We start from the raw sequence: 22,487 nt of genomic DNA on the forward strand, positions 1-22,487 counted from the left end.
CAAGATGCCTGTTCCACAAACCATCAATTCTCTTGTGGAACAGGCATCCTGCCTGTTATTGAAAATTAGGAACAGGCCGGAAAGCCTGTTCTTGAAAATGGTGAAACCTGTTACTCGATATTACGAATCGCGCATGGTGCGGCTGCCGTAAGCATCCATGCTGTAGGCGGGAACGCGAAGGCTGTAATCAATCTCTGCTGCTGTGACTGCTACAGCCAATTTTTCAAAAGATTCTGAGTTCCAGTTGCGTGAGTGAATCGGCTTGGACTGTTCGCCCAGGAAGTATGCTTGAGTGCCGATAACTGATGCGGCTACCCAACCGACGATTAATAGGGCGATTACGATAGTCATGGCTGCTTGTTCCTTAAGTTTTGTTGTCTTATGTAAATAAATGTAACAATCTTTTGCCAACACCGTCAAGGTGGTGTAATGTCGTGGCAACCGTCCCAGTTGTACGGAAAACCGCACCTAAGCTGAAGTTGTTACCTAAAAAGTCATCAATCATCTGTAGGGGAGCGCAGCGCAGCGATATGTAGGGTGTGCGCTGCCCGCCCCGACTCTGCGACGGGGAGAATATTTTTACTACTTCTGCTTTCTCGCTGTATCCGCGATCGCAAAACTTATGTGATATTTTGAGTTCTTAGTTAAGAATTTATAAGTTTTGAGATCGCAAAGTACGATCGAAACTATGCCGCAGGCATGAGGAATCAGCGCCAACTTATAAGGTATTATTTATAAGTTTTGATTTTAAGTAACTATTCCGATTCCCTCTTCCATGACAATTATGCAAAACTCAATTTTAAATAACGATCCTTTGTGGTTCAAAGACGCGATCATTTACGAAGTGCCAATTCGCGCTTTTGCAGACAGCAATGCTGACGGCATCGGCGACTTTCGGGGGTTGACAGAAAAACTGGATTACCTGCAAAACTTGGGAGTAACAGCAATTTGGGTGCTGCCCTTTTTTCCCTCCCCGCTCCGAGACGACGGCTACGACACTTCGCACTACACTACAGTCAACCCGATTTACGGCACTTTAGAAGACTTCAAACATCTTTTAGAACAAGCGCACTTGCGGGGAATTCGAGTCATTATTGAGTTGATTGTCAACCACACTTCCGACCAGCACGCTTGGTTTCAGAAAGCCCGCCGCGCCCCCAAAGGCAGCAAAGAAAGAGATTTTTACGTGTGGAGCGATACCCCGGAAAAATATCAAGATGCTAGAATTATTTTTCAAGATTTTGAAACCTCTAATTGGGCTTGGGATGCGGTAGCAAAAGCTTATTATTGGCACCGTTTTTATTCCCACCAACCGGATTTAAATTACGACAATCCAGCCGTGCGGCAAGCTATCTTAGATGTGGTTGATTTTTGGTTGGAAATGGGAGTTGACGGACTGCGAATGGATGCCGTGCCTTACCTGTACGAGCGCGAGGGTACTAACTGCGAAAACTTACCCGAAACTCACGTATTTCTCAAACACTTACGCAAGCACGTAGATGAGAAATTTCCCAACAGAATGCTGCTAGCTGAGGCGAATCAGTGGCCGGAGGATGCGGTTGAATATTATGCCTCTGGGGATGAATGTCACATGAACTTTCACTTTCCCCTGATGCCGCGTTTATTTATGGCTTTGCACATGGAAGATAGCTTCCCAGTCAGCGATATTCTCCAGCAAACTCCGCACATTCCCAATAACTGTCAGTGGGCGCTATTTTTGCGGAATCACGACGAACTGACGCTGGAAATGGTGAGCGATGAAGACCGAGATTATATGTATCGAGTCTACGCTCAAGACACTCAGGCGAGAATTAATTTGGGCATCCGCCGCCGCTTGGCTCCTTTGATGGGAAATAACCGCCGCCGCATCGAGTTGATGAATGCTTTGCTGCTGTCTCTTCCGGGTACGCCTGTGCTTTACTACGGCGATGAAATTGGCATGGGAGACAATATCTATTTGGGCGATCGCAACGGGGTGAGAACTCCGATGCAGTGGAGCGGCGATCGCAATGCCGGTTTCAGCCGCGCTAACCCGCAGCGGCTGTACGCGCCGCCAATTGTTGACCCTGAATATCACTACGAATCTGTTAACGTGGAAGCGCAGCGGGCGAATCCGAGTTCTCTTTGGTGGTGGATGAAACGCCTGATTGCAATTCGGCAGCGCTTCCAAGCATTCGGCCGCGGAACTTGCGAGTTTCTGTACCCGGAAAACCGCAAAGTTTTAGCTTTTGTGCGGACTTATCAAGACGAACACATCCTCGTAGTGACTAATTTGTCGCGCTTCGTCCAGACGGCAGAATTAGACCTTTCGCCCTTTAAAGGTGCTGTTCCCGTGGAGATTTTCGGCCGCACTGAGTTTCCGGCGGTTGGCGACTCGCCTTACTTTTTGAGCTTGAGTCCTCACACGTTTTACTGGTTTACTCTTACTGTTAAACAAGAAGATTTTTCGTTGCAGGGTTATCACACAAACTTGCCGAGTTTGGCGGTCATCGGCAATTGGAAAACCGCTTTTGCTACAAGTCAGTTAAGCGATATGCTGCTCTCTATTTTGCCGAATTACTTGCGGTACACTCGCTGGTTTATCGGTAGAGATAGGACAACTCAATCATTAGAAATAAGTGAAATTATACCTGTTGAATGTAAAGATAGTGCCGGGGAGCTATCTACAGTTTACATTCTGTTTTTGCAGTTGAATTATACTGAAGGTATGCCGGAAACTTACGTTTTGCCTTTAGGTTGGGAAGAGATGAAAGGCGATGCGGACGATCGGGCGATCGCGCGCCTGCACTTCCCAGAAACCAACGAAGTCGGGGTACTATTTGATGCTGCGGGCGACAAAGGTTTCCTGAGCGCGTTGCTGGGGGCGATCGCCAGTTCTCGCAGTTACACAGGTACAGCAGGTCAACTGCTAGGAATTGCCGACAGTGCATTCAACTCGGAACAAGATTTATCGAACCTCGAACCTCACCTGTTCAAAAAAGAACAAAGCAATATATCCGCAGGTTACGGCGACCGCTTCGTCCTGAAAATATTGCGAAAAGTCGAGGAAGGAATCAACCCCGAATTAGAAATCGGACGCTTTTTAACCGATGGCAACTCGATCCAACACTACGCTCCAATTGCCGGAGCATTGGAATATCGCACAGAAGGAAAACAACTCATTACCGTCGGAATACTGCAAAAATTAATCCCCGACAGCATAGACGCTTGGTCTTATACATTAGACACACTGCGCGACTATTTCGAGCAAGTAATGACAGTAGAAGCAAAGCATTCCGGCAATAATTTATCTACTTCCCCCGAAAATTATTTACCGAGCGCTTTGACTGCACAAATGCAGCGGCCGTCAAACTCGCTAGTAGCCGATTTATCCCTAGAAATTCCCCCCTTAGCTCGCGAACTTATCGGCTCTTACTTAGCATCAGCCGAACTTTTAGGTCAGCGGACAGCCGAACTTCACCTCGCTTTAGCTTCTGACACAGAAAATCCCGCTTTTGCCCCAGAAAACTTCACATCATTTTACCAGCGTTCGATCTATCAACAGATGAGAAATCTAGCAGGAAGGACTTTGCTGCTACTAAAAAAACGGCTGTCTCACCTGCCACCGGCCACCCAAAAATTGGCACAAACTCTGCTCAACCGCGAAGACTTGCTGATGGAACGTTTCAAGTCTATTTTGAACTTGAGAATTACGGCCGATCGAATTCGCTGTCACGGGGACTTTCATTTCGGGCAAGTTCTTTATACAGGCAAAGACTTCGTAATTATTGATTTCGGAGGAGAACGGAATCGACCCTTAAGCGAGCGGCGGATGAAAAGATCGCCCCTGCGAGATGTTGCGGGAATGCTGCAATCTTTTAATTACGCTGTTACTTTGGCACTCCGCCATGAAGTAGAAAGCGGCATGATTCGCCCTGAAAATCTCCCGGAGATGCAGCAGTGGGCAAACGTTTGGCATCGCTGGGTTAGCCTGACTTTTGTGAAGAGTTATTTGGCGACAGCAGCCGATGCAAATTTCTTGCCAAAATCTATCCCGGAACTGCAAGTTTTGCTGGATGCTTACATCTTAGAAAAAGTGGTTGCCGAACTGGTATACGAACTCAATTACCGCTTGGATTGGGTAGAAATTCCCCTTCAGCGGATTCTACAGTTGCTGCCCAGTTGAGTAAATAAGTAGGATGCGTGACTTTCTAGTTGCTCAATTAATATCAATTCCGGCTGCACCGGAATGATATAGAGGACACGGCAGTGCCGTGTCCCTACAATTGATCGCGGTAGGGACACGGCACTGCCGTGTCCTCCGTTTATATCTGGAGAGTCACGCACGTTACACGATACCAAATCTGGTTGAACAACTATTTGGAGCGGCGAATATTATACCAATTCTCCCAAGTCTTGCAACAATCATGAGTGTTAAGTTTGTTTACGATCACCCTGAAGGTAAGGTGCGTCGCTTTGAGATTGTCGCTCTTTTTTAGGATTTAAGGGTGGCGACGCACCCTACAGCTACTGTTGCATGACTTTTGAGAATTAGTATTAGTTAGGAGTCAAAAAGCTGATTCGCGTATCTTGGCGATCGCTTTGAGAATTTCTTCTCGATTCTTACCTGATTGTATCCATTTTGGCAGGCGAGAGAACAGACTGCGATTCGACCAGCCATAAAGTTCATGAGGTTTTCGTTCCCTCAGCTTTGCCCTAACAAACGCCTCAATAAATTCTAAATGTCGAAGATTGTAAGCCCAAAGTGTCTCACCGCAACAGGAAGTTTGAAGCCACAGAGGATAGTGGAAGTAGTTATCCAGTGCCTCACTATACCAGCTTTCAATCTTCTTCTCAGACCAATCTTTTGAGGAACCACAAGCTGTACAGGAAAATCTGCGAGTAGCAAAGAAATCGGCGCGATCGGGATCGATACAGCGCACGATCGCACGTGAATCACAACAAGGGCATCGCACCAGAAATTCATCCTGGAATGAGTAGATTGTTTCACGAGTATCTTTGAATCGCTCCATACTTATTACTTAAAATAAAGAGATGTTTGATACAAAACTTGTTCTTGATGAGTTAACAAAGTACAGTCAGAAAGCGGGTAAGCTACACAAGTAACAGCATAGCCAGCTTGCAATTCTGACGGCTTCAAAAACTTTTGTTCGCTTTGGTCGATTTCGCCGCTCAGCAGTTTGACAACGCAGGCAGAGCACTCTCCTTGCTTGCATCCATTCGGCAAGCGAATACCTGCGTCTTCTGCCATATCTAAGATATACTGGTCGTCTGGTACTGCGATCGTGCGATCGAGCGATCGTTCCTGATTCACCAACCGAACTTGATAAACTGCCATTTTTTCCTCTGTATTCGCGAAAGGGCGGGTTTACTATGCTGTTAGTCCTAGCAAAAACTTCGGGTAAAACCCGCCTCTACAACTAAAAAAAGCGGGGGTTTTATGCTGTTAGTTTTACGAGACTAACTGTGTATATAGCCTTTCTCAGGTAGATGAGGTATGAGTATTAATTGGTAATGGGAGTTGATGGCGGTGCTTACCTCACGCAAGCTACATAAGCACAATTAAGAGGGCTAGAGCATCGACTACGTACCTCACTTACTTGAGAACCGCTATATCTAGACAAGTGCTTCTTGATAATCGAGATTTTCATCGAGATAAATAGCCCGAATATCCTCCGGCAAATTTGATTCTAAAGTTTGATATCCTTTTTGCAGCAAAGCCTTGACCTGAGCGGGCGAAATAGCTTCGCCTTCTGCTTGCAAATAAGCTGCAATTCGAGTTTCGCTCCAGCGGAAAGTCTGAGCCATCAACACAACTAAACGCGGCAGCGGTGCTAACAATTCTAAGGCTTGTTTGACGTAACACCACAGGGGAGGCGGAGCAGATTGCAAAGAGTAGTGAATCGACTCAACAGGGGGCAATTCGGCTTGATTGATGCAGATAGCCGTGACATTAATCAGCCAGTTTTGGAGACTGAGATTTCCGCCCTCAGACTCTTGGATTTCGCGGCGCAAATCGAGGCCTCGGAGCTCGTGATAGATGTGCTGCCAAGTGTGGGCAAACAGGTAATCGCCTTGTACGGGCGATCGCACGGAATGGCGGATCAGCGAGTGTACAATTTGAGCGTAGCGGCAAAAAATCGCCGTGAAGAAGCGACCCTGATCGGGATGGTTTTGAAACAGAGTCAATAATTCCTGGTCGCTGTGATGGAACAGGGATTTGACCACAGGATGGTTGAGTTCGGAAAAATTAGGTGTTTGCACAATAGTTCTGCAATAGGTTTGAGAATAAATGCTGGTGCAGCCCGATTCTACACGATTTGTCGATCGACATTCCAGAGTTGAGGATCATTTTCTAGCGGTGCGGTGTCCGCAGAGCGGTATTTCTACCATTTTGTCGCTCTTTCAAGATAAGCTGTTCGGCATTTAAAGGAGGATAGTAGGGTGCCCAGCGTAGAGAAGCGTTTCCCATGTATAGTAAGTGTTCGCGAATGACGCACCTTACCTAGCTCGTTAATGGTTTAAATGCGTAACAGCTTAATATATACTTTTCACTTCTGCGATGAGCTTTTCACACATCAGAAAAGTTATCAAAAACTCTGGCTATATTACTTCCGATAAAAAAGAATCTTCACCGGAACAATGCGTGTCTTTTCATGACGATAAATTAAAAGCGATCGCTTACTTATCTCGTTTCCGGTAGCATCAGAATGATACCGAGGAAACGGCAGTGCCGTGTCCCTACAATTAATCGGGTAGGGAAACGGCACTGCCGTTTCCTAACTGTGGGTAATATTAATTCCGATGCTACCGGAGTTGAGATTACTACTATAAATAACCAGATCCTCCACCCCCAGGAGTCTCAATGACAAACACATCCCCCGGCTGCATTTCCACAGTCGCCGTACTCCCCAATTCCTCAACTTTACCATCAACGCGCTCTATATAATTCCGCCCAACTTTCCCGGCTTCACCCCCATTCAAACCGCACGGAGAAATCACCCGCCGCCCCGATAAAATGCCCGCCGTCATCGCCTCCCGAAACCGTACTCGCCGCACAACTCCACTCCCGCCGCGATGATATCCATTCCCCCCACTATTAGCCCGAATTTCAAAATTTTCTAACAACACCGGAAACCGAAATTCTAATACTTCTGGATCGGTTAAACGCGAATTAGTCATGTGAGTTTGAACCGCATCCGTACCATCAAAACTTGCACCAGCACCCGAACCGCCGCAAATAGTTTCATAATATTGATAGCGCTGATTTCCAAAGGTAAAATTATTCATAGTTCCCTGAGAAGCCGCCATCACTCCCAACGCGCAATACAAAGCATCGGTAATATTCTGCGATGTTTCCACATTTCCGGCAACTACCGCCGCTGGATAGCGAGGATTCAGCATACAGCCTTCGGGATTGATGATTTCGAGAGGTTTCAAACAGCCCGCATTTAGAGGAATATCGTCATCTACCAACGTGCGGAAAACATACAAAACAGCGGCTTTGCACACGGCTGCGGGAGCATTAAAATTGTTGGATTGTTGAGCAGAAGTGCCAGTAAAATCTATTTTTGCAGTGCGCGCAGATTTGTCAATAGTAATCGCTACTTTAATCTGTCCGCCGCTATCCATCGGATAAGTAAAATCGCCATTTTGCAAAATATCAATTACCCGCCGCACCGACTCCTCAGCATTGTCTTGTACGAAGCCCATATAAGCTTGTACTGTTTCTAATCCGTAATGTTCTACCATCTTGAGAAGTTCTTCACCGCCGCGCTTGTTAGCAGCAATTTGTGCTTGCAAATCGGCTATATTTTGAGCGGAGTTGCGAACAGGAAAAATTCCCACTGTCAAAATTTCTAGAAATTCTTTTTCTCGAAAATTGCCCTCGCTTACTAACAGGAAATTGTTAAGTAATACACCTTCTTCAGTTACTGTTGTACTGTTAGGAGGCATGGAACCGGGAGTAACGCCGCCGATGTCGGCGTGGTGTCCCCGCGAGGCAACATAAAACAAAGGAAAAGAGGAATTACGATCGAATACTGGAGTAATAACGGTGATATCTGGTAAATGCGTGCCGCCGTTGTATGGATTGTTAGAAACATAAACATCGCCCGGTTGAATCGCATTGCCTTGTGCTAAAATTAAAGCTTCAACGCTTTCGCTCATCGAGCCCAGATGTACGGGAATGTGCGGCGCGTTGGCAACTAATTGCCCGTTTTTGTCGAAAATTGCACAGGAAAAGTCGAGACGTTCTTTGATGTTGACTGAGGAACTTGTGTTTTGCAATGTGACGCCCATTTGTTCCGCGATCGCCCGAAACAAGTTATTAAATATTTCCAGCAAAACCGGATCGGATTTAACCGCAGATAAACCAGAATGAACGCGGATATTATCGGTTTCCATCTGCGTGCATCTGCGGTTCAAAATTAGATCGTTATTTTCGGTTATTTCCGCTTCCCAGCCCGGTTCTATGATATTAGTTCCCGTTGCCTCAACAATCATAGCAGGGCCGCTAATGCAGTCGCCCGATCGCAAATTCTCCCTCTGATAAACAGGCGTTGCCTGCCACCCGCCAGCAAGATACATTTGCACCGTTGAAATTGGCTGCACAGGCAAGATGCCCGTGCCACAAGATGGGGAAATTGTGGATGCTTCCGGCACATCCATTGTCTGCAAAATTGGTTGCACAGGCAAGATGCCTGTGCCACAAGAGGGGGAAATTGTGGATGCTTCCGGCACATCCATTGTCTGCAAAATTGGTTGCACAGGCAAGATGCCCGTGGCACAAGAGGGGGAAATTGTGGATGCTTCCGGCACATCCATTTTTTCTACAACTTCCACCGAAACCGCTTCCACAATCAGCGGTTTTTCTGGCATAAGAAAACTGTAACGCTGTCGGTGGGCTGCTTCAAATTCAGCCTGCATTACCTCAATATTGTCAGCAAAATTTACCGCCAAAACCGAATCACTTCCCTGATATTTTAAGCGCAGCTTGCTAACAACTAAAACCTCTGACTCATTCTCTGTGTTCTCTGCGCCTCTGCGGTTCAATTCCCTCTTTCCATCTGCCTCCAATTCGGTTAAAATATGATGCAAATCAGGTAATAATTCTGCATTTAATTGTTGCTCGATCGCTCTTTCGCGAATAGCCCGCACATCAGCCAAACCCATACCGTAAGCCGACAACACACCCGCATAAGGGTGAATAAATACCCGTTTCATCCCCAAAGCATCGGCGATCGCACAAGCGTGTTGGCCGCCCGCACCGCCGAAACAGCACAATGTATATTCAGAAACATCGTAACCGCGCTGAAGCGAGATTTTTTTGACAGCATTTGCCATCTTTTCCACGGCGATCGCCAAAAAACCCTCCGCCACCTGTTCCGCCGTCCTATCGCCCCCAATTTCCCCCGCTAATTGCCCAAATTTTTGCTTTACTACGTCAGGGGCGATCGGCAAATCTCCATTCAATCCAAATACTTTTGGGAAAAAATCCGGTTGAATTTTCCCCAACATCACATTACAATCAGTCACCGTCAAAGGGCCGCCTTTGCGATAGCAAGCAGGCCCAGGATTGGCCCCCGCAGACTCCGGCCCCACGCGGTAGCGAGCCCCGTCAAAAAAGACAATTGAACCGCCGCCGGCTGCTACAGTGTGAATTGCCATCACGGGCGATCGCAATCTCACCCCAGCAATTTCCGTCTCAAATTCGCGTTCGTATTCGCCGTTAAAATGGGCAACATCTGTCGAAGTTCCGCCCATATCAAAGGTAATGATTTTATCAAAACCTGCCTTTTTGCTCGTTTGAACTGCACCGACAATTCCCCCAGCAGGGCCGGATAAAATACTGTTTTTTCCTTGAAATTGTGCCGCCTCCACTAAGCCGCCGTTGGACTGCATAAACATTAATTTGGGGAATTGGGCATTGGGCATTGGGCATTGGGCATTGGGCATTAATAATCCCTCATTCCCGGAATCTGCCTCTATTAACTGACTGGTTACTTGTTCGACATAACGCCGTAAAATCGGAGATAAATAAGCATCGACAACCGCAGTATCTCCCCGCGAAACTAATTTCATCAGCGGGCTGACTTCGTGAGATACTGAAATTTGAGTAAAGCCAATTTCTTTCGCTATTTTAGCAACTTGTTTTTCGTGTTCCGAGTAGCGGTAGCCGTGCATGAAGACGATCGCACAACTGCGAATTCCCTCATCGTATGCTTGCTGCAAAGACGGGATAAACTCGGGATTGACAGCAGTTAACTCCTCACCTTGAGCGCTGTAGCGTTCGGCAACTTCAATAACTCGATCGTACAGCATCTCCGGCAAAACAATGTGACGCGCAAAAATATTCGGGCGGTTTTGATAGCCAATTCTCAGCGCATCGCGGAAACCTTTAGTAATTAACAGAATTGTGCGATCGCCCTTTCGTTCCAGTAAAGCATTTGTCGCAACCGTTGTCCCCATTTTAATCGCTTCAATTTTGCCCGCAGGTATCGCTGCGTCGGCGGGAATTCCCAGAATGTCGCGAATTCCTTGAACTGCGGCGTCGGTGTAGCGATCGGGGTTTTCCGACAGCAGCTTGTGAATGACTAATTTACCGTCTGGGCTCTTGGCGACAATATCAGTAAAAGTGCCACCGCGATCGATCCAAAATTGCCAGCGAGTGCGAGCGTCAAAAACAGCATTCATATCATTATCCATCATAAATGTTAATCAGCCTTTTATGGGCGGGCAGGATGCCCACCCCACAATACAATTTATCTCTCGCTTCACAGGCATCTTGCCTGTTCTCGATCGTAAATGTTAATCAGCCTTTTATGGGCGGGCAGGATGCCCACCCCACAATACAATTTATCTCTCGCTTCACAGGCATCTTGCCTGTTCTCGATCGAGGTACAAAATGTCAGTTAAAATAAAATTCCTATAAATGTCGAATAGCCTCAAGCAATCCCTGACAAACACCCGCGAGAAAATCCAAATCCAAAGTCTCAATCCGATCGCTTTCTCGATGATAATGCGGATTTCGCATATTAGCAGTATCAGTCACCATGATAGCCGGATAACCATTATCCCAAAAAGGAACATGATCGCTGCGGCGAGTATCGGGGACAATTAAACCTCGATTCGGCACCGGCAGCCACTCGCAGGGCTGACCAGATTTGCGAATATTCCCGCTCAAATTAATCAAATCGGGAACCCTCCGCAAATTGCCAATTAAAGCAATAAAATTGCCACAATTTGGATAAAAATATTTCAACCCAGCGGGATAGTTTTGAGAATTAGGATTATGATTGCAATAACCCAACATTTCCAAAGAAATCATCAACCGCAGTGGATGTTGCTGTTCCTTGAATTTAGCTGCATAATGCTTGCTACCCAAACAGCCGTATTCTTCCATATCGAAAGCAACTAATTGCACTGGATATTTGAGCGGCCCAGATGCGATCGCCCTCGCCAATTCCAGCAAAACAGCAACACCAGTAGCATTATCATCCGCCCCAGGTGATCCGGCTACAGTATCGTAATGAGCACCAATTACGATCGGCGGCAACCGCTTCTTACTCGCCCGATCGAAGGAGGGTAAATCCAAGATAAAATTGTGATGAATTCGGCCGCGCACGGAAAAATCGTCAATTTCTACAGTTCCCCACTGTGCCAACTGTTCGCGGATGTATTGCTGAGCATAAAAATGCCCTTCGGATGCGAGGTATGGATTGCGATCGCGTACAATTTGAATCAGATGGCTGTGCAGGCGTTCTTTGAGATTCATGCGATCGGAGATACAATGAGTACAATCAAATTATATTCTGTTTAATCTTAAAAATTCTTGGAAGACAAGCAAAATGCCCTACAGCGATTTTAGTTTAGAAAAAGTGAAGCGAACCTTTGAACTAACAACTTCAGAAACAGTCGATTTATTCGGAGATGTACCAGACTTAGAATGCAGCGCCCTCTTGAGAGAAATTCTCCGCTATAATGTACCTTTAGCCCTTGCCAGCAACAGCGAAAAAGCTCGTTCGGAAATGATTATTTCCCCAATTTTAATCGACCTCAGAAGACAGTTAAAGGAAGGAATTAACTTGTTTTCTGGAATAGAGTTTGACGTGGACAGCGAAAGGGGATTAAATGGGATTTGCGACTTTATTATCAGCAATTCACCAGAAATACTATTTGTCAGCGCTCCCGTAATTACCCTCGTGGAAGCAAAAAAAGAAAATATCACTGCTGGCTTGGGACAATGCGTAGCGGAAATGTTAGCAGCAAGGATATTTAACGAACGTACAGGCAATGAAGTTTCAACAATTTACGGGGCGGTGACAACTGGGAGTATTTGGAAATTTATGAAATTAGAAGGAAGTGTAATTAGTATCGATCTGACTGAATATTACCTCAAAGATGTGAATAAAATTTTGGGGATTTTAGCAATGGGGGCTGTCTCGCAACCAATTGACGTTTGAGTGCGATCGGCAGTAAAATTAAGTCATATTAAACAAACACAAGTATAAATCTAGAAAACCATGCTAAAAGAAGTGAGAATAGAAAATTACAAATCGATTCAAAAGCTGAAACTAGAGTTAGGACGAGTAACTGTATTGATCGGTGAAAATGGCTGCGGCAAGAGTAATATCCTAGAGGCGATCGCCCTTGCTTCTGCGGCGGCTGATGACAAGCTGGATAACGAGTTTTTAGCTTCTCGGGGCATCAGAGTGACAGAACCTCAATTAATGCGATCGGCTTTTGAAATTGACAATTTGATTAAAGATATTAAAATTGAGTTAAGAGGGAATGAGGTACAACCATTCAGTTGTATTTTACAAAATGATAATTCTCCCTATTCTAAGTGGGTTAGTAAAAATTTTTTGGGTGATATTGAAACTTTTATAAAAACTGCTGTTAAGAGTGTTATTGACAAATACGGTGGGGCAGAAAAACTCCGCTCTATATTAGAAGAAAAAAGGAATTTTTCAGAACCAGAACTATCAAGATTGACCAAAGAGTTGCAAGCATTCTCGCTGATAATTTCCCTCAATATTTTTATAATTTATTCTCCTGAAAACCAAGCCTTAAGAACTTTTGAAAAAGAAGGTCAAATTCAACCATTAGGCATTAATGGAGAAGGTTTGTTTAAACTTTTAAAATTTTTGAGTTCAGATAACCCGGAGCAGCTTAATGAAATAAAGAAAAAACTGCAATTGATAGATTGGTTTCAAGATTTTGAAGCTCCTCCAAATTTATCAAGTATTCAAAGCTCTCTCCAAATTAAAGATAGATATTTATATCCAGATTTAGCTTACTTCGATCAAAGAAGTTCCAATGAAGGGTTTTTGTTTTTGCTTTTTTACTTTGCTTTATTTATTACCGATATCACACCTAATTTTTTTGCAATAGATAACATTGATGCTTCTCTCAACCCCAGATTGTGTCGCAGATTAATGCAAGAATTAGTCGAATTAGCAAAAAAACACGACAAACAAGTTATATTCACAACCCACAACCCGGCAGTTTTGGACGGTTTAGATTTAGATGATGATGAACAGCGGCTGTTTGTGATCTACCGCAACCAATTAGGGCATACTAAAGCTAGACGCATTCTCAAACCTGAACCTCTAGAGGGACAAGAACCTGTAAAATTATCCGAGGCTTTTTTGAGGGGCTATATCGGCGGACTTCCTAAAAATTTTTAATAAGCTGTCGCGCATTTAAATTGCACATACTCGGCGGGCGGGACGCCCACCCCACAACAGTTTGATTGTTTTTTGACATACAATTTAAATGCCGCCACAGCTTATGATTAGTTTTGGATTGGTTACAGAGGGACTTACTGACCAGATTGTTATTGAGAATATTTTAGCTGGATATTTCAATAGTCCAGATTTAGATATCAGACAACTTCAACCAGAAAGAGATAAAGACAATGAGAATAAATCCACATACGGCGGCTGGACTCTAGTTTTTAATTATTGTAAGTCAAGAGATTTTCAAGAAGCATTGCAATTTATTGACTATATCATTATCCAAATAGATACGGATGTTTCAGAAGATTATAATATCCCCAAGCAAGATGAAAACGGTGAATTTACTCCTCAGCAGTTAATTGAAAAAGTTATTGAAAAGTTTAGAGGTGCGATCGGCGATGATTTTTACAGCGAATATCAACAAAAAATTATATTTGCAATCTCCGTACATTCTATTGAGTGTTGGTTGCTTCCACTGTATTATACAGACAGTAGAAAAGCTAAAATTACAAACTGTCTCGACACGTTAAATCGGGAAGTTCAGAAAAAACACAATTTTACGATCGACGCTAATGCTAAAAATCCTGAATATTATCGAGTTATTTCAGCACAATATCGCAAGCATAAAGTTTTGATGAAGCATTACGCAGAAAATCCCAGTTTTAAAAATTTTATAGAAAAGATTCAAAGCAGAGACATTAAGATTGGTGGTGAAGAGGATTGGTAATGAAGCAAGTTATTATGTCATATAATAGAAACATAGTTATCGGAGATTACCATGCAAGCATACAAACTTAGAGGTAAAATCGATGCAACTGGCAACTTGGTAGTTGTGGAACCCGTGAATATGCCACCGGGAGATGTAGAAATCATCGTCTTGCAGCTACCTGAAACGGTTAAACAAGCCAGCACGTCAGAAAATGCGATCGCACCTGAAGCACCTCAAAAAAAGTTTAAAACTAACGTGAAGGCATTTCAAGGTTTATTCGATCGAGATGCTGTACCGGAACCGCTGGATTTTGACGATCCAGACAAACAAGCAAAATGGGAATATTTACAGGAGAAACATAACCTGTGAAAGTCTTGATAGACACCAATATAATAGTAGATGTTGCGCTCGATCGAGAATCTTTCTTTGCTGAGAGCGATCGCATTTTAACTTTTGTTGAAGAAGCACAAATTCAAGGCTATATTTCAGCCTCAACTTTTAGCGACCTTTACTATATTATCCGCAGAGACAGAGGCCGCGATTGGACGCTGGATTTTTTGCGACAGCTAGCCACATTTTGTCAAGTAGCAACAGTAGATAACTCTGTTATTTCAATGGCATTAACTTGCAACTTCAAGGATTTTGAAGATGCGATTCAGTACAGCACTGCTGTAATCAATCGAATTGATGCCATTGTCACCCGCAACCCGCGAGATTTTCCGGTTACTATTCCTAGGATTGTAACTCCAAATCAGTTAATTCAAGAATTAACCAATTCTCCCTAAATTTCTCAAAGCGCTAAACTTCTGATTCCAGTTCGCTAACCCGCAACTGCACGGGTAATTCTACAGAATTCAACTCAGACGACTCTAACAATCCTGTTGCTTCAACTTCTGCACTCGCTTCACCGTGCCGCACTTTCTTCAATTTATCACCCAAAGTATCCCGCTGATTGATCAAATAAATACTCACCAAAGTCAGCCCAACTCCCATCGATTGCAGCGGATTGAGCACTTCGCCCAAGAACAAGTTGCCGAACAGCAAAGCAAATACAGGCGTAAGAAAGGTAAGAGAACTTAAACTTGTTAGACTGCCACTCGAAGCAAAATAAAAGAATAAACCGTAGGCGATCGCACTTCCGAACACGGTAGAATAACCTAATGCCATCCAGCCCGAAAAATCGATATTCACAAACTGTTCGGACTCAGTTGCAGCCGAAATTGCCAACAGCGGCAAACCGCCCAAAATCATGTGCCAACCAGTCGCCACCACCGGGTCAACATAGCGGCAAACCCAGCGCACCAAAACCGTACCCACAGCCATCGACAAAGCAGCCAACAGCATCAACCATTCTCCACCCTGAAACAACTGTTCGATACCCCCAGAAACCTGCGCGTTTTCAGGATGAAAAAGCCCCAAAATCCAGCCATCCGGCAACCCAATTAAACTAATCCCAGCAACGCCAATAACTAATCCCAACCAGCCCCAAAAACCAATTTTTTCTTGAAACAGCCACAAACACAAAATCGCCACAGCTAGCGGTTGAGAATCAATCATCACCGAACCCAAACCCGCACCGGTTCGGGTCAAACCTTCAGCTAAAAAGCCTTGAAACAAAGTAGCGTCAACTAAAGCAAACAGCGAAATCCACAGCCAAGCTTTTGGGCCCTGCGGCTGCGGTTTTCCCATTAGTGCCGCCGCCAGCAGCACCAACACGCCCGCAGGTACTAAACGCACGAATGCCACAAACAGCGGCGTTGTGTGCGGCATCACCCCTTTCATCGCTACCATCGCGGTTCCCCACAGGAAAAACGGCGCAATTAGCAACAGCGGGGCAAAAGGCAGTTTAGAATCGGTAAGTTTTAGCTGCATGGCGGAGACTCCAAATAATTGATGAGATTGGCTCTCACGAGAATGATGTAGATTTGTTAAGCAATTTTTACAATTATATATCGAACGTGGGTTAAGTGCGATCGTACAAACCTCGATCGGCCATTAGGAACAGGCATCTTGCCTGTTCCACAAAATCAAGGTGGAACAGGCATCTTGCCTGTTGCCGCCATGATGAACAGGCAAGATGCCTGTTCCACAAAATCAAGGTGGAACAGGCATCTTGCCTGTTGCGAACACAAGCACAACATCTACCCCGATGAATAAGGCACACTAGAAGTTAGCTACAAAATTTCGTAACATTGCCTGTACACTGCCCATGATTTGGCCATTCAAGCCCCGCTACCGCAAACAAATCGCCCGTATCGAAATCACCGGAGCCATTGCCGGAGAAACCCGCAAACGAGTCTTAGAAGCTCTCAAAACTGTTGAAGAACGCAAATTTCCCGCCTTGCTGCTGCGGATAGACAGCCCCGGCGGCACAGTCGGCGATTCCCAGGAAATTTACAGCGCACTCAAGCGTTTGCGCGAAAAAGTCAAAATTGTTGCCAGTTTTGGCAATATTTCAGCTTCTGGCGGAGTTTACATCGGCATGGGAGCCGAGCATATCGTTGCCAATCCCGGTACAATTACCGGCAGTATTGGCGTGATTATCCGGGGCAACAATTTAGAACGGCTGTTAGAAAAAGTAGGCGTTTCTTTTCAGGTGATTAAATCGGGGCCGTATAAAGATATCTTGGCATTCGATCGAGAATTGACCGATCCTGAACAGCAAATTCTGCAAGACTTGATCGACACCAGCTACCAGCAATTCGTGGAAACCGTTGCTGAAGCCCGGAAATTGGCAGTTGAAAACGTGAAAACTTTTGCCGACGGCCGCGTTTTTACCGGCCAGCAAGCCTTAGAATTGGGTTTGGTCGATCGACTGGGAACAGAAGAAGACGCCCGTCGCCTTGCCGCCGAACTCGCAGGCCTCGACCCGGAAAAAACCGAGTGCTGCACTCTGGAAAAAGCAAAACCTTTCCTAAATCGCGTCTTGGGGAGTAGTCTAGATACATCGGGGCTTTCAGCTTACACAAAATGGCTGGAATTCGAGCTGTCTGCTAGCGGTTTGCCGCTGTGGATGTATCGCCCGTGATTGAATAGTCAGTTGGCAGTTGGCAGTTGGCAGTTGGCAGTTGGCAGTTGGCAGTTGGCAACTAACAAATAACAACTAACAACTAATAACTAATAACTAACAACTAACAACTAATAACTAGCAACTAACAACTAGCAACTGACAACTTACAACTGACAAAAATGGAGAAAAATTTCGTGGAGTGGCAAGTGCGGGGGATTCGTGGGGCAACTACTGCTAGCGATAATTCGGTGGCAGCAATTCGAGAAGCGGTGAAAGAACTATTAGATGAATTAGAAGCAAGAAATGATTTAGATCCGGAATTAATTATTAGTGCTACGTTTTCTGCTACTCGCGATTTAGATGCTGTCTTTCCGGCCGCGATCGCCCGCGAACGCCCTCACTGGTGTAATGTTCCTCTCTTGGATGTCCAGCAAATGCACGTTGAGGGTGCTTTGGAACGCTGCATCCGCTTTTTAATTCACGTTAATTGGCCGGCACATACTGAAATTTATCATCCTTATTTGCGAGGAGCTCAAAATTTGCGCCCCGATAGGAATTTAGCGGTGGCTGCGGCCGGGGAAAAGTAGACTTCGCGATTGTGAAAGCCGATCGCCCCCACAACTCAAAAAGGGCGATCGACCGATTGTACTCTCAAGGGCTTGACAAGTTGCAGGTTAAATGAGGATGTTTTATGAATAGAACAAACTTACTATCTCGAATCTCGATCGACCCCAATATCGGCTCTGGTAAACCCTGCATTCGGGGACATCAAATCTGGGTTTCTGTGATTCTAGATTGCTTAGCTAGTGGCTCGACTATTGAGGAAATAATTCAGCATTATCCAAGTATAGGGCGAGAGGATATTCTTGCTTGTATTGCCTATGGTGCTGAAATAATCGAGCAAAATAGCAAGCCTCCGCAGTTAGTAAATCTCAAGCCCGATAAAGTGATTTATGCCGACTTTTCAGACATGGCAAACGATCCAGAATATGAAGCAGAAGCTTTGGCAATTTGTCAAGAATTTGAGACAGCAGACTGGGAAGCATTGCTCATAGGTGAGTCTGAATATGAGACGCGGTGAAGTTTATGATGCTGATTTTGAACCTGTTCAAGGTTCAGAACAAGGAGGGACTCGCCCAGCGATTATTGTTAGCAATGATTCGATAAATGTGTCCAGTCAAGTCGTGCTTGTGGTTCCTTGTACCACTTATCGCCCATCACGCCGCATTTATCGGAGTCAGGTACTGATAATTGCTCCTGACGGAGGATTCGATCGAGACTCAATAGCACTTGGAGAGCAAGTTCGGGCTTTGGCGAAAAGTCGCCTTTTGCATAAACGCGGGATACTTTCTGAGTCTGCTTTGGTGCAATTGGATAGCGCTTTGTCGATCGCCTTGGATTTGCGTACTCAATAGACTTCGCGATTGTGAAAGTCGATCGCCCCGACAACTCAGAAAGGGCGATAGTCCGATTTCACTCTACCCACATCGCAAGCATCCCCGCTCGCTATCCAAATCGCTTTCGGGAGGCTCGCACTGACATTATCCAAATATGATTTTCAACTCGATCGCACAAAAAAACCCGGCTTCTCAAGGAAACCGGGTTTTTATCAATCAGACGCTTTCTTGCGGTGCAGCCTAATCCCTAAAAAAATGTCATATATAAAACTCCAAAAGTCTTTTTTCCCTTCCAATATTCCCAAACTTTGAGGAGAACCTTTCTCATCTAACAGCGGCTTGACAGCTTCGTAAGCTGGCTTGTAATTGTACCAAGGAATCGAAGGCCACAAATGATGAATTAAATGATAATTCTGCCCCAAAATTAAGATATTCAGAATTGGACTAGGATATACTCTGGCATTTTTCCAGCGATCGCGCTCGTGAAACGGACGGTGCGGCAAATAATCAAAAAATAATCCCAACGCCAGTCCCACCACCAAAGCCGGAGAAAACCAAAAGTTCAGCACATAGCCTAGCTGGTCGTATTGAATCGAGATATACACGATCGCGACCACAAACAAACGGCTGAAAAACCATTCCCAAAGTTCATTTTTCCGCCACAGTTTGCGCTTAAAAAAGAAAATCTCGTGGTAAAAAAACCTCGCAGCAATCAACCAAAGAGGCCCGCCCGTCGAAACATAATGGTCTGGATCGTTATCGGGATCGTTAACGTGGGCGTGATGCTGGATATGTACCCGCGTAAACACCGGAAATGCAAAACCCAACATCAGCGCGCTACCGTGTCCCAAAATAGCGTTAATTGTGCGATCGCGGTGCGCTGCATTGTGAGACGCATCGTGAATCACTGTCCCCGCCATGTGCAAAGCCAACACGTTCAATAAAAAACAGCACCATTGGGGCCATTCCCAAAACCAGAAACCCAAGTAAGAAATCACGATAATCGCTACTGCACTCAAAAACAGCAGCAGTGTCGGATTGAAATCACCGGGAGGACTGAGAAACTCTCTAGGCACTGTCAGCGGCCGTCCTGCCTCCGACATCTTTGTTAAGACTCCTTAATATTTCACACTTGCGTAGTATAAGATACAAGCCTCTCCATAGTAAAGTTTTGTCAAATAAGTGTATCTAATCTCGATCGCCCCTCCTGTACGCAAACATAAAAGTATTGTTGCTTGGCAAGGATCGTCCGATGCTACCGGATTTGATATTACAGTCAAAGCGCGATCGAATTCTTGTGGGTAAGCATCGGAACCCGCCCTAAACATACAAAGTCAAATCCACAACAGCTTACCGATGTTAGATTCGCACAGCGCTCTTAGGAAACCCGCACAAATAAAGGGGCATATCTGTATATTTGTCAAGCCCTAGGCGAAAGTTATTTTTAAGAAAAGGCCCTCGAACAGAAAAGATTATCGATCGGTAATAAAGTCAGATATTCTAGAGAATGGTCAATGCCCGCTGTTTTGACGGTCGAGAAATTTTTAAGAATTAAGACGTGCGTCATTGCTTGTAGTCAATAGCAAAAAGTTAGCCGAAATTTAAACAATAAATCCTCCAGCCACCCCATCTCAATTCATGCAACTGCCAAAAGCCCTACGCCGAACTAAAATTGTCGCCACCATTGGCCCAGCCACTTCCGATCCACAAGTGCTGCGCCAGCTCATAGAAGCAGGTGCGACAACTTTGCGACTCAACTTTTCCCACGGAACAGAAGAAGACCACCAGCGCAGCATTCGCTTAATCCGGCAAACGTCCTTTGAACTCAACCAGCCGGTCGCCATCCTCCAAGACCTCCAAGGTCCGAAAATTCGTTTAGGGCGCTTTGAGACAGGCTCTATAGTTGTCAAAAACGGCGATCCCTTCATTTTGACCAGCCGCGCAGTTGCCGGTACCGAGCTGATTTCTTCCGTCACCTACGAACCTCTAGCAGACGAAGTTCCAGAGGGAGCAGTGATTCTGCTCGACGACGGGAAAGTGGAAATGCGCGTCGAAAAAGTAGACCGCGCGGCGCGGGAACTGTACTGCCGCGTCGTTGTCGGCGGGCCGCTTTCCAACAACAAAGGCGTGAATTTTCCGGGAGTGTACCTGTCAATTAAGGCGCTGACTGACAAAGACCGCAAAGATTTAATGTTCGGCCTCGACCAAGGTGTCGATTGGGTGGCCCTGAGCTTCGTGCGAAATCCCCAGGATATGCTCGAAATTAAAGAACTGATAGCCAGTGCGGGCAAGCAAGTACCGGTGATTGCCAAGATCGAAAAGCACGAGGCGATCGAACAAATGGAAGAAATTCTGGCCCTTTGCAACGGCGTGATGGTCGCCCGCGGCGATTTGGGAGTGGAACTGCCCGCCGAAGACGTGCCGATTTTGCAAAAGCGGCTGATTGCTACCTCCAACCGCATGGGCATTCCGGTAATTACCGCTACCCAGATGCTCGACAGCATGGTCAACAATCCCCGTCCCACCCGCGCCGAGATTTCCGACGTGGCCAACGCAATTCTTGACGGAACTGATGCGGTGATGCTCTCGAATGAAACTGCTGTCGGCAAGTTCCCCGTCGAAGCGGTGGCGACGATGGCGAGAATTGCGGTGCGGATGGAGAGGGAAGGAATTAAGCGGAATATTAGGAATGTAGAAGATATCGGTCGATCGATCCCCAACGGTATCAGCCAAGCAGTCAGCCAAATCTCCGAACAGTTGAACGCGGCCGCCATCATGACGCTGACCAAAACCGGCGCCACAGCCCGAAATGTCTCGAAGTTCCGACCGAAAACTCCGATTTTAGCAGTTACTCCTCACGTAGACGTAGCCCGACAACTGCAACTGGTATGGGGAGTCAAACCCTTGCTGGTGCTCGATTTGCCCTCCACCGGCCAGACATTTCACTCTGCGATGACTGTCGCCCAGGAAAAAGATTTAGTGTGCGACGGAGATTTAGTGGTGATGACTGCCGGTACTCTGCAAGGGGTTGCCGGATCGACGGATTTGATCAAAGTTGAGGTAGTGACAGCAGTTTTAGGCAAAGGCACCGGTGTCGGTTTGGGATCGGTGAGCGGCATGGCCAGGGTTGCTCGTACTGCTGCGGATGTAGGCAATTTCCACGCTGGAGAAATTTTGGTAGTAGAGCACACCAGCGTCGCTTTTGTGGATATGATTCGCAAAGCGGCCGGTGTGGTGACGGAGGAGGATAGTTTGACTTCTCACGCCGCGATTATCGGTTTGCGCTTGGGCGTGCCCGTGATGGTGGGCGTGCAGAATGCCACGCGGGTAATTCGGGACGGAACTATGCTGACGCTGGATATGCAGCGGGGTTTAGTTTATTCCGGGGCCAGAGGCGGCTCAACTGACGGGGAACTTGTCGTTTAACAAGTTCTGAGTTAGGAGTTGTGGAGTTTTGAATTAAATTCTACAACTCGTTGCTTTTTTCGCTTAAGTTATGCTATAATCCAAAATTGTCTGTGCCGATGTAGCTCAGGGGTAGAGTATTCGATTCGTAATCGAACGGTCGTGGGTTCAAATCCCACCATCGGCTTTGGGGTTTCAGCAATTTTTGCAAAACAAAAGCAACA

The 22,487-nt window shown here is 45.7% G+C and carries 21 protein-coding genes and 1 tRNA gene; 14 read left to right on the forward strand and 8 right to left on the reverse strand.

What is annotated here, in order from left to right:
* Positions 1 to 120: 120 nt before the first annotated feature.
* A complete protein-coding gene (locus QUA56_RS00835; RefSeq protein WP_333351984.1) occupies positions 121 to 351 on the reverse strand; it encodes a photosystem II protein, Psb35-related in 231 nt (76 codons plus the stop codon).
* Between the two features lie 433 nt (positions 352 to 784).
* Between QUA56_RS00835 and treS the strand changes: the two genes are divergently transcribed.
* The gene (gene treS, locus QUA56_RS00840) at positions 785 to 4,165 is read left to right on the forward strand and encodes a maltose alpha-D-glucosyltransferase (RefSeq protein ID WP_333351985.1); all 3,381 of its coding nucleotides are present in this window, start codon (positions 785 to 787) and stop codon (positions 4,163 to 4,165) included.
* Between the two features lie 382 nt (positions 4,166 to 4,547).
* On the opposite strand, the gene QUA56_RS00845 is transcribed toward treS, so the two are convergent.
* From QUA56_RS00845 to QUA56_RS00860, 4 genes are all read right to left on the reverse strand, one after another.
* Positions 4,548 to 5,012, reverse strand: coding sequence for a hypothetical protein (locus QUA56_RS00845; protein WP_333351987.1), 465 nt, complete (start codon positions 5,010 to 5,012; stop codon positions 4,548 to 4,550).
* A 5-nt stretch (positions 5,013 to 5,017) separates the two neighbouring features.
* Positions 5,018 to 5,338, reverse strand: coding sequence for a 2Fe-2S iron-sulfur cluster-binding protein (locus QUA56_RS00850; RefSeq protein ID WP_332978414.1), 321 nt, complete (start codon positions 5,336 to 5,338; stop codon positions 5,018 to 5,020).
* 278 nt (positions 5,339 to 5,616) lie between these two features.
* Positions 5,617 to 6,264: a sigma-70 family RNA polymerase sigma factor gene (locus QUA56_RS00855; RefSeq protein WP_333351989.1), complete on the reverse strand. Its 648-nt coding sequence runs from the start codon at positions 6,262 to 6,264 to the stop codon at positions 5,617 to 5,619.
* A 564-nt stretch (positions 6,265 to 6,828) separates the two neighbouring features.
* On the reverse strand, positions 6,829 to 10,710 hold the full coding sequence (locus QUA56_RS00860) for a hydantoinase B/oxoprolinase family protein (protein ID WP_333351991.1): 3,882 nt from the start codon (positions 10,708 to 10,710) through the stop codon (positions 6,829 to 6,831).
* A 32-nt stretch (positions 10,711 to 10,742) separates the two neighbouring features.
* On the opposite strand from QUA56_RS00860, the gene QUA56_RS00865 reads away from it, so the two are divergent.
* The gene (locus QUA56_RS00865; protein WP_333351993.1) at positions 10,743 to 10,922 is read left to right on the forward strand and encodes a hypothetical protein; all 180 of its coding nucleotides are present in this window, start codon (positions 10,743 to 10,745) and stop codon (positions 10,920 to 10,922) included.
* Between the two features lie 5 nt (positions 10,923 to 10,927).
* Here QUA56_RS00865 and QUA56_RS00870 read toward each other — a convergent pair whose 3' ends face one another.
* Positions 10,928 to 11,776, reverse strand: a complete 849-nt coding sequence (locus QUA56_RS00870; RefSeq protein ID WP_333351995.1) for a M28 family peptidase — start codon at positions 11,774 to 11,776, stop codon at positions 10,928 to 10,930.
* Positions 11,777 to 11,849: 73 nt separating this feature from the next.
* Here QUA56_RS00870 and QUA56_RS00875 point away from each other — a divergent pair, with 73 nt between their 5' ends.
* From QUA56_RS00875 to QUA56_RS00895, 5 genes are all read left to right on the forward strand, one after another.
* On the forward strand, positions 11,850 to 12,464 hold the full coding sequence (locus QUA56_RS00875) for a hypothetical protein (protein ID WP_333351997.1): 615 nt from the start codon (positions 11,850 to 11,852) through the stop codon (positions 12,462 to 12,464).
* A gap of 60 nt (positions 12,465 to 12,524) precedes the next feature.
* A complete protein-coding gene (locus QUA56_RS00880; protein ID WP_333351999.1) occupies positions 12,525 to 13,691 on the forward strand; it encodes an AAA family ATPase in 1,167 nt (388 codons plus the stop codon).
* Between the two features lie 88 nt (positions 13,692 to 13,779).
* Positions 13,780 to 14,469 (forward strand): phage tail protein, encoded by a 690-nt coding sequence (locus QUA56_RS00885; protein WP_333352001.1) that lies wholly within the window; start codon positions 13,780 to 13,782, stop codon positions 14,467 to 14,469.
* A gap of 51 nt (positions 14,470 to 14,520) precedes the next feature.
* Positions 14,521 to 14,820: a hypothetical protein gene (locus QUA56_RS00890; protein ID WP_333352002.1), complete on the forward strand. Its 300-nt coding sequence runs from the start codon at positions 14,521 to 14,523 to the stop codon at positions 14,818 to 14,820.
* A complete protein-coding gene (locus tag QUA56_RS00895; protein ID WP_333352004.1) occupies positions 14,817 to 15,236 on the forward strand; it encodes a PIN domain-containing protein in 420 nt (139 codons plus the stop codon). Before QUA56_RS00890 ends, QUA56_RS00895 begins: the two co-directional genes overlap by 4 nt.
* Positions 15,237 to 15,249: 13 nt before the next feature.
* On the opposite strand, the gene QUA56_RS00900 is transcribed toward QUA56_RS00895, so the two are convergent.
* The gene (locus QUA56_RS00900) at positions 15,250 to 16,323 is read right to left on the reverse strand and encodes a DMT family transporter (protein ID WP_333352006.1); all 1,074 of its coding nucleotides are present in this window, start codon (positions 16,321 to 16,323) and stop codon (positions 15,250 to 15,252) included.
* 138 nt (positions 16,324 to 16,461) lie between these two features.
* On the opposite strand from QUA56_RS00900, the gene QUA56_RS00905 reads away from it, so the two are divergent.
* The 5 genes from QUA56_RS00905 (at position 16,462) to QUA56_RS00925 (ending at position 18,876) form a co-directional block, all read left to right on the forward strand.
* Entirely contained in the window at positions 16,462 to 16,608 is a 147-nt protein-coding gene (locus QUA56_RS00905) for a hypothetical protein (RefSeq protein ID WP_333352008.1), read from the forward strand.
* Between the two features lie 52 nt (positions 16,609 to 16,660).
* Complete coding sequence (gene sppA, locus QUA56_RS00910; RefSeq protein ID WP_333352010.1) at positions 16,661 to 17,479, forward strand: signal peptide peptidase SppA; 819 nt, start codon at positions 16,661 to 16,663, stop codon at positions 17,477 to 17,479.
* A gap of 161 nt (positions 17,480 to 17,640) precedes the next feature.
* Positions 17,641 to 18,048 (forward strand): chorismate mutase, encoded by a 408-nt coding sequence (gene aroH / locus QUA56_RS00915; RefSeq protein ID WP_333352012.1) that lies wholly within the window; start codon positions 17,641 to 17,643, stop codon positions 18,046 to 18,048.
* Positions 18,049 to 18,152: 104 nt separating this feature from the next.
* Positions 18,153 to 18,542, forward strand: coding sequence for a DUF433 domain-containing protein (locus tag QUA56_RS00920; protein WP_333352014.1), 390 nt, complete (start codon positions 18,153 to 18,155; stop codon positions 18,540 to 18,542).
* On the forward strand, positions 18,529 to 18,876 hold the full coding sequence (locus QUA56_RS00925) for a type II toxin-antitoxin system PemK/MazF family toxin (RefSeq protein ID WP_333352016.1): 348 nt from the start codon (positions 18,529 to 18,531) through the stop codon (positions 18,874 to 18,876). Before QUA56_RS00920 ends, QUA56_RS00925 begins: the two co-directional genes overlap by 14 nt.
* Positions 18,877 to 19,070: 194 nt before the next feature.
* Here QUA56_RS00925 and crtR read toward each other — a convergent pair whose 3' ends face one another.
* A complete protein-coding gene (gene crtR / locus QUA56_RS00930) occupies positions 19,071 to 19,961 on the reverse strand; it encodes a beta-carotene hydroxylase (RefSeq protein WP_333352018.1) in 891 nt (296 codons plus the stop codon).
* Between the two features lie 535 nt (positions 19,962 to 20,496).
* On the opposite strand from crtR, the gene pyk reads away from it, so the two are divergent.
* Together pyk and QUA56_RS00940 are read left to right on the forward strand one after the other, a co-directional pair.
* On the forward strand, positions 20,497 to 22,284 hold the full coding sequence (gene pyk, locus QUA56_RS00935) for a pyruvate kinase (RefSeq protein WP_333352020.1): 1,788 nt from the start codon (positions 20,497 to 20,499) through the stop codon (positions 22,282 to 22,284).
* A gap of 94 nt (positions 22,285 to 22,378) precedes the next feature.
* A tRNA-Thr gene (locus QUA56_RS00940) sits at positions 22,379 to 22,450 on the forward strand.
* Positions 22,451 to 22,487 lie beyond the last annotated feature (37 nt).

Source organism: Microcoleus sp. N3A4 (assembly GCF_036701805.1).
Lineage (GTDB): Bacteria > Cyanobacteriota > Cyanobacteriia > Cyanobacteriales > Microcoleaceae > Microcoleus.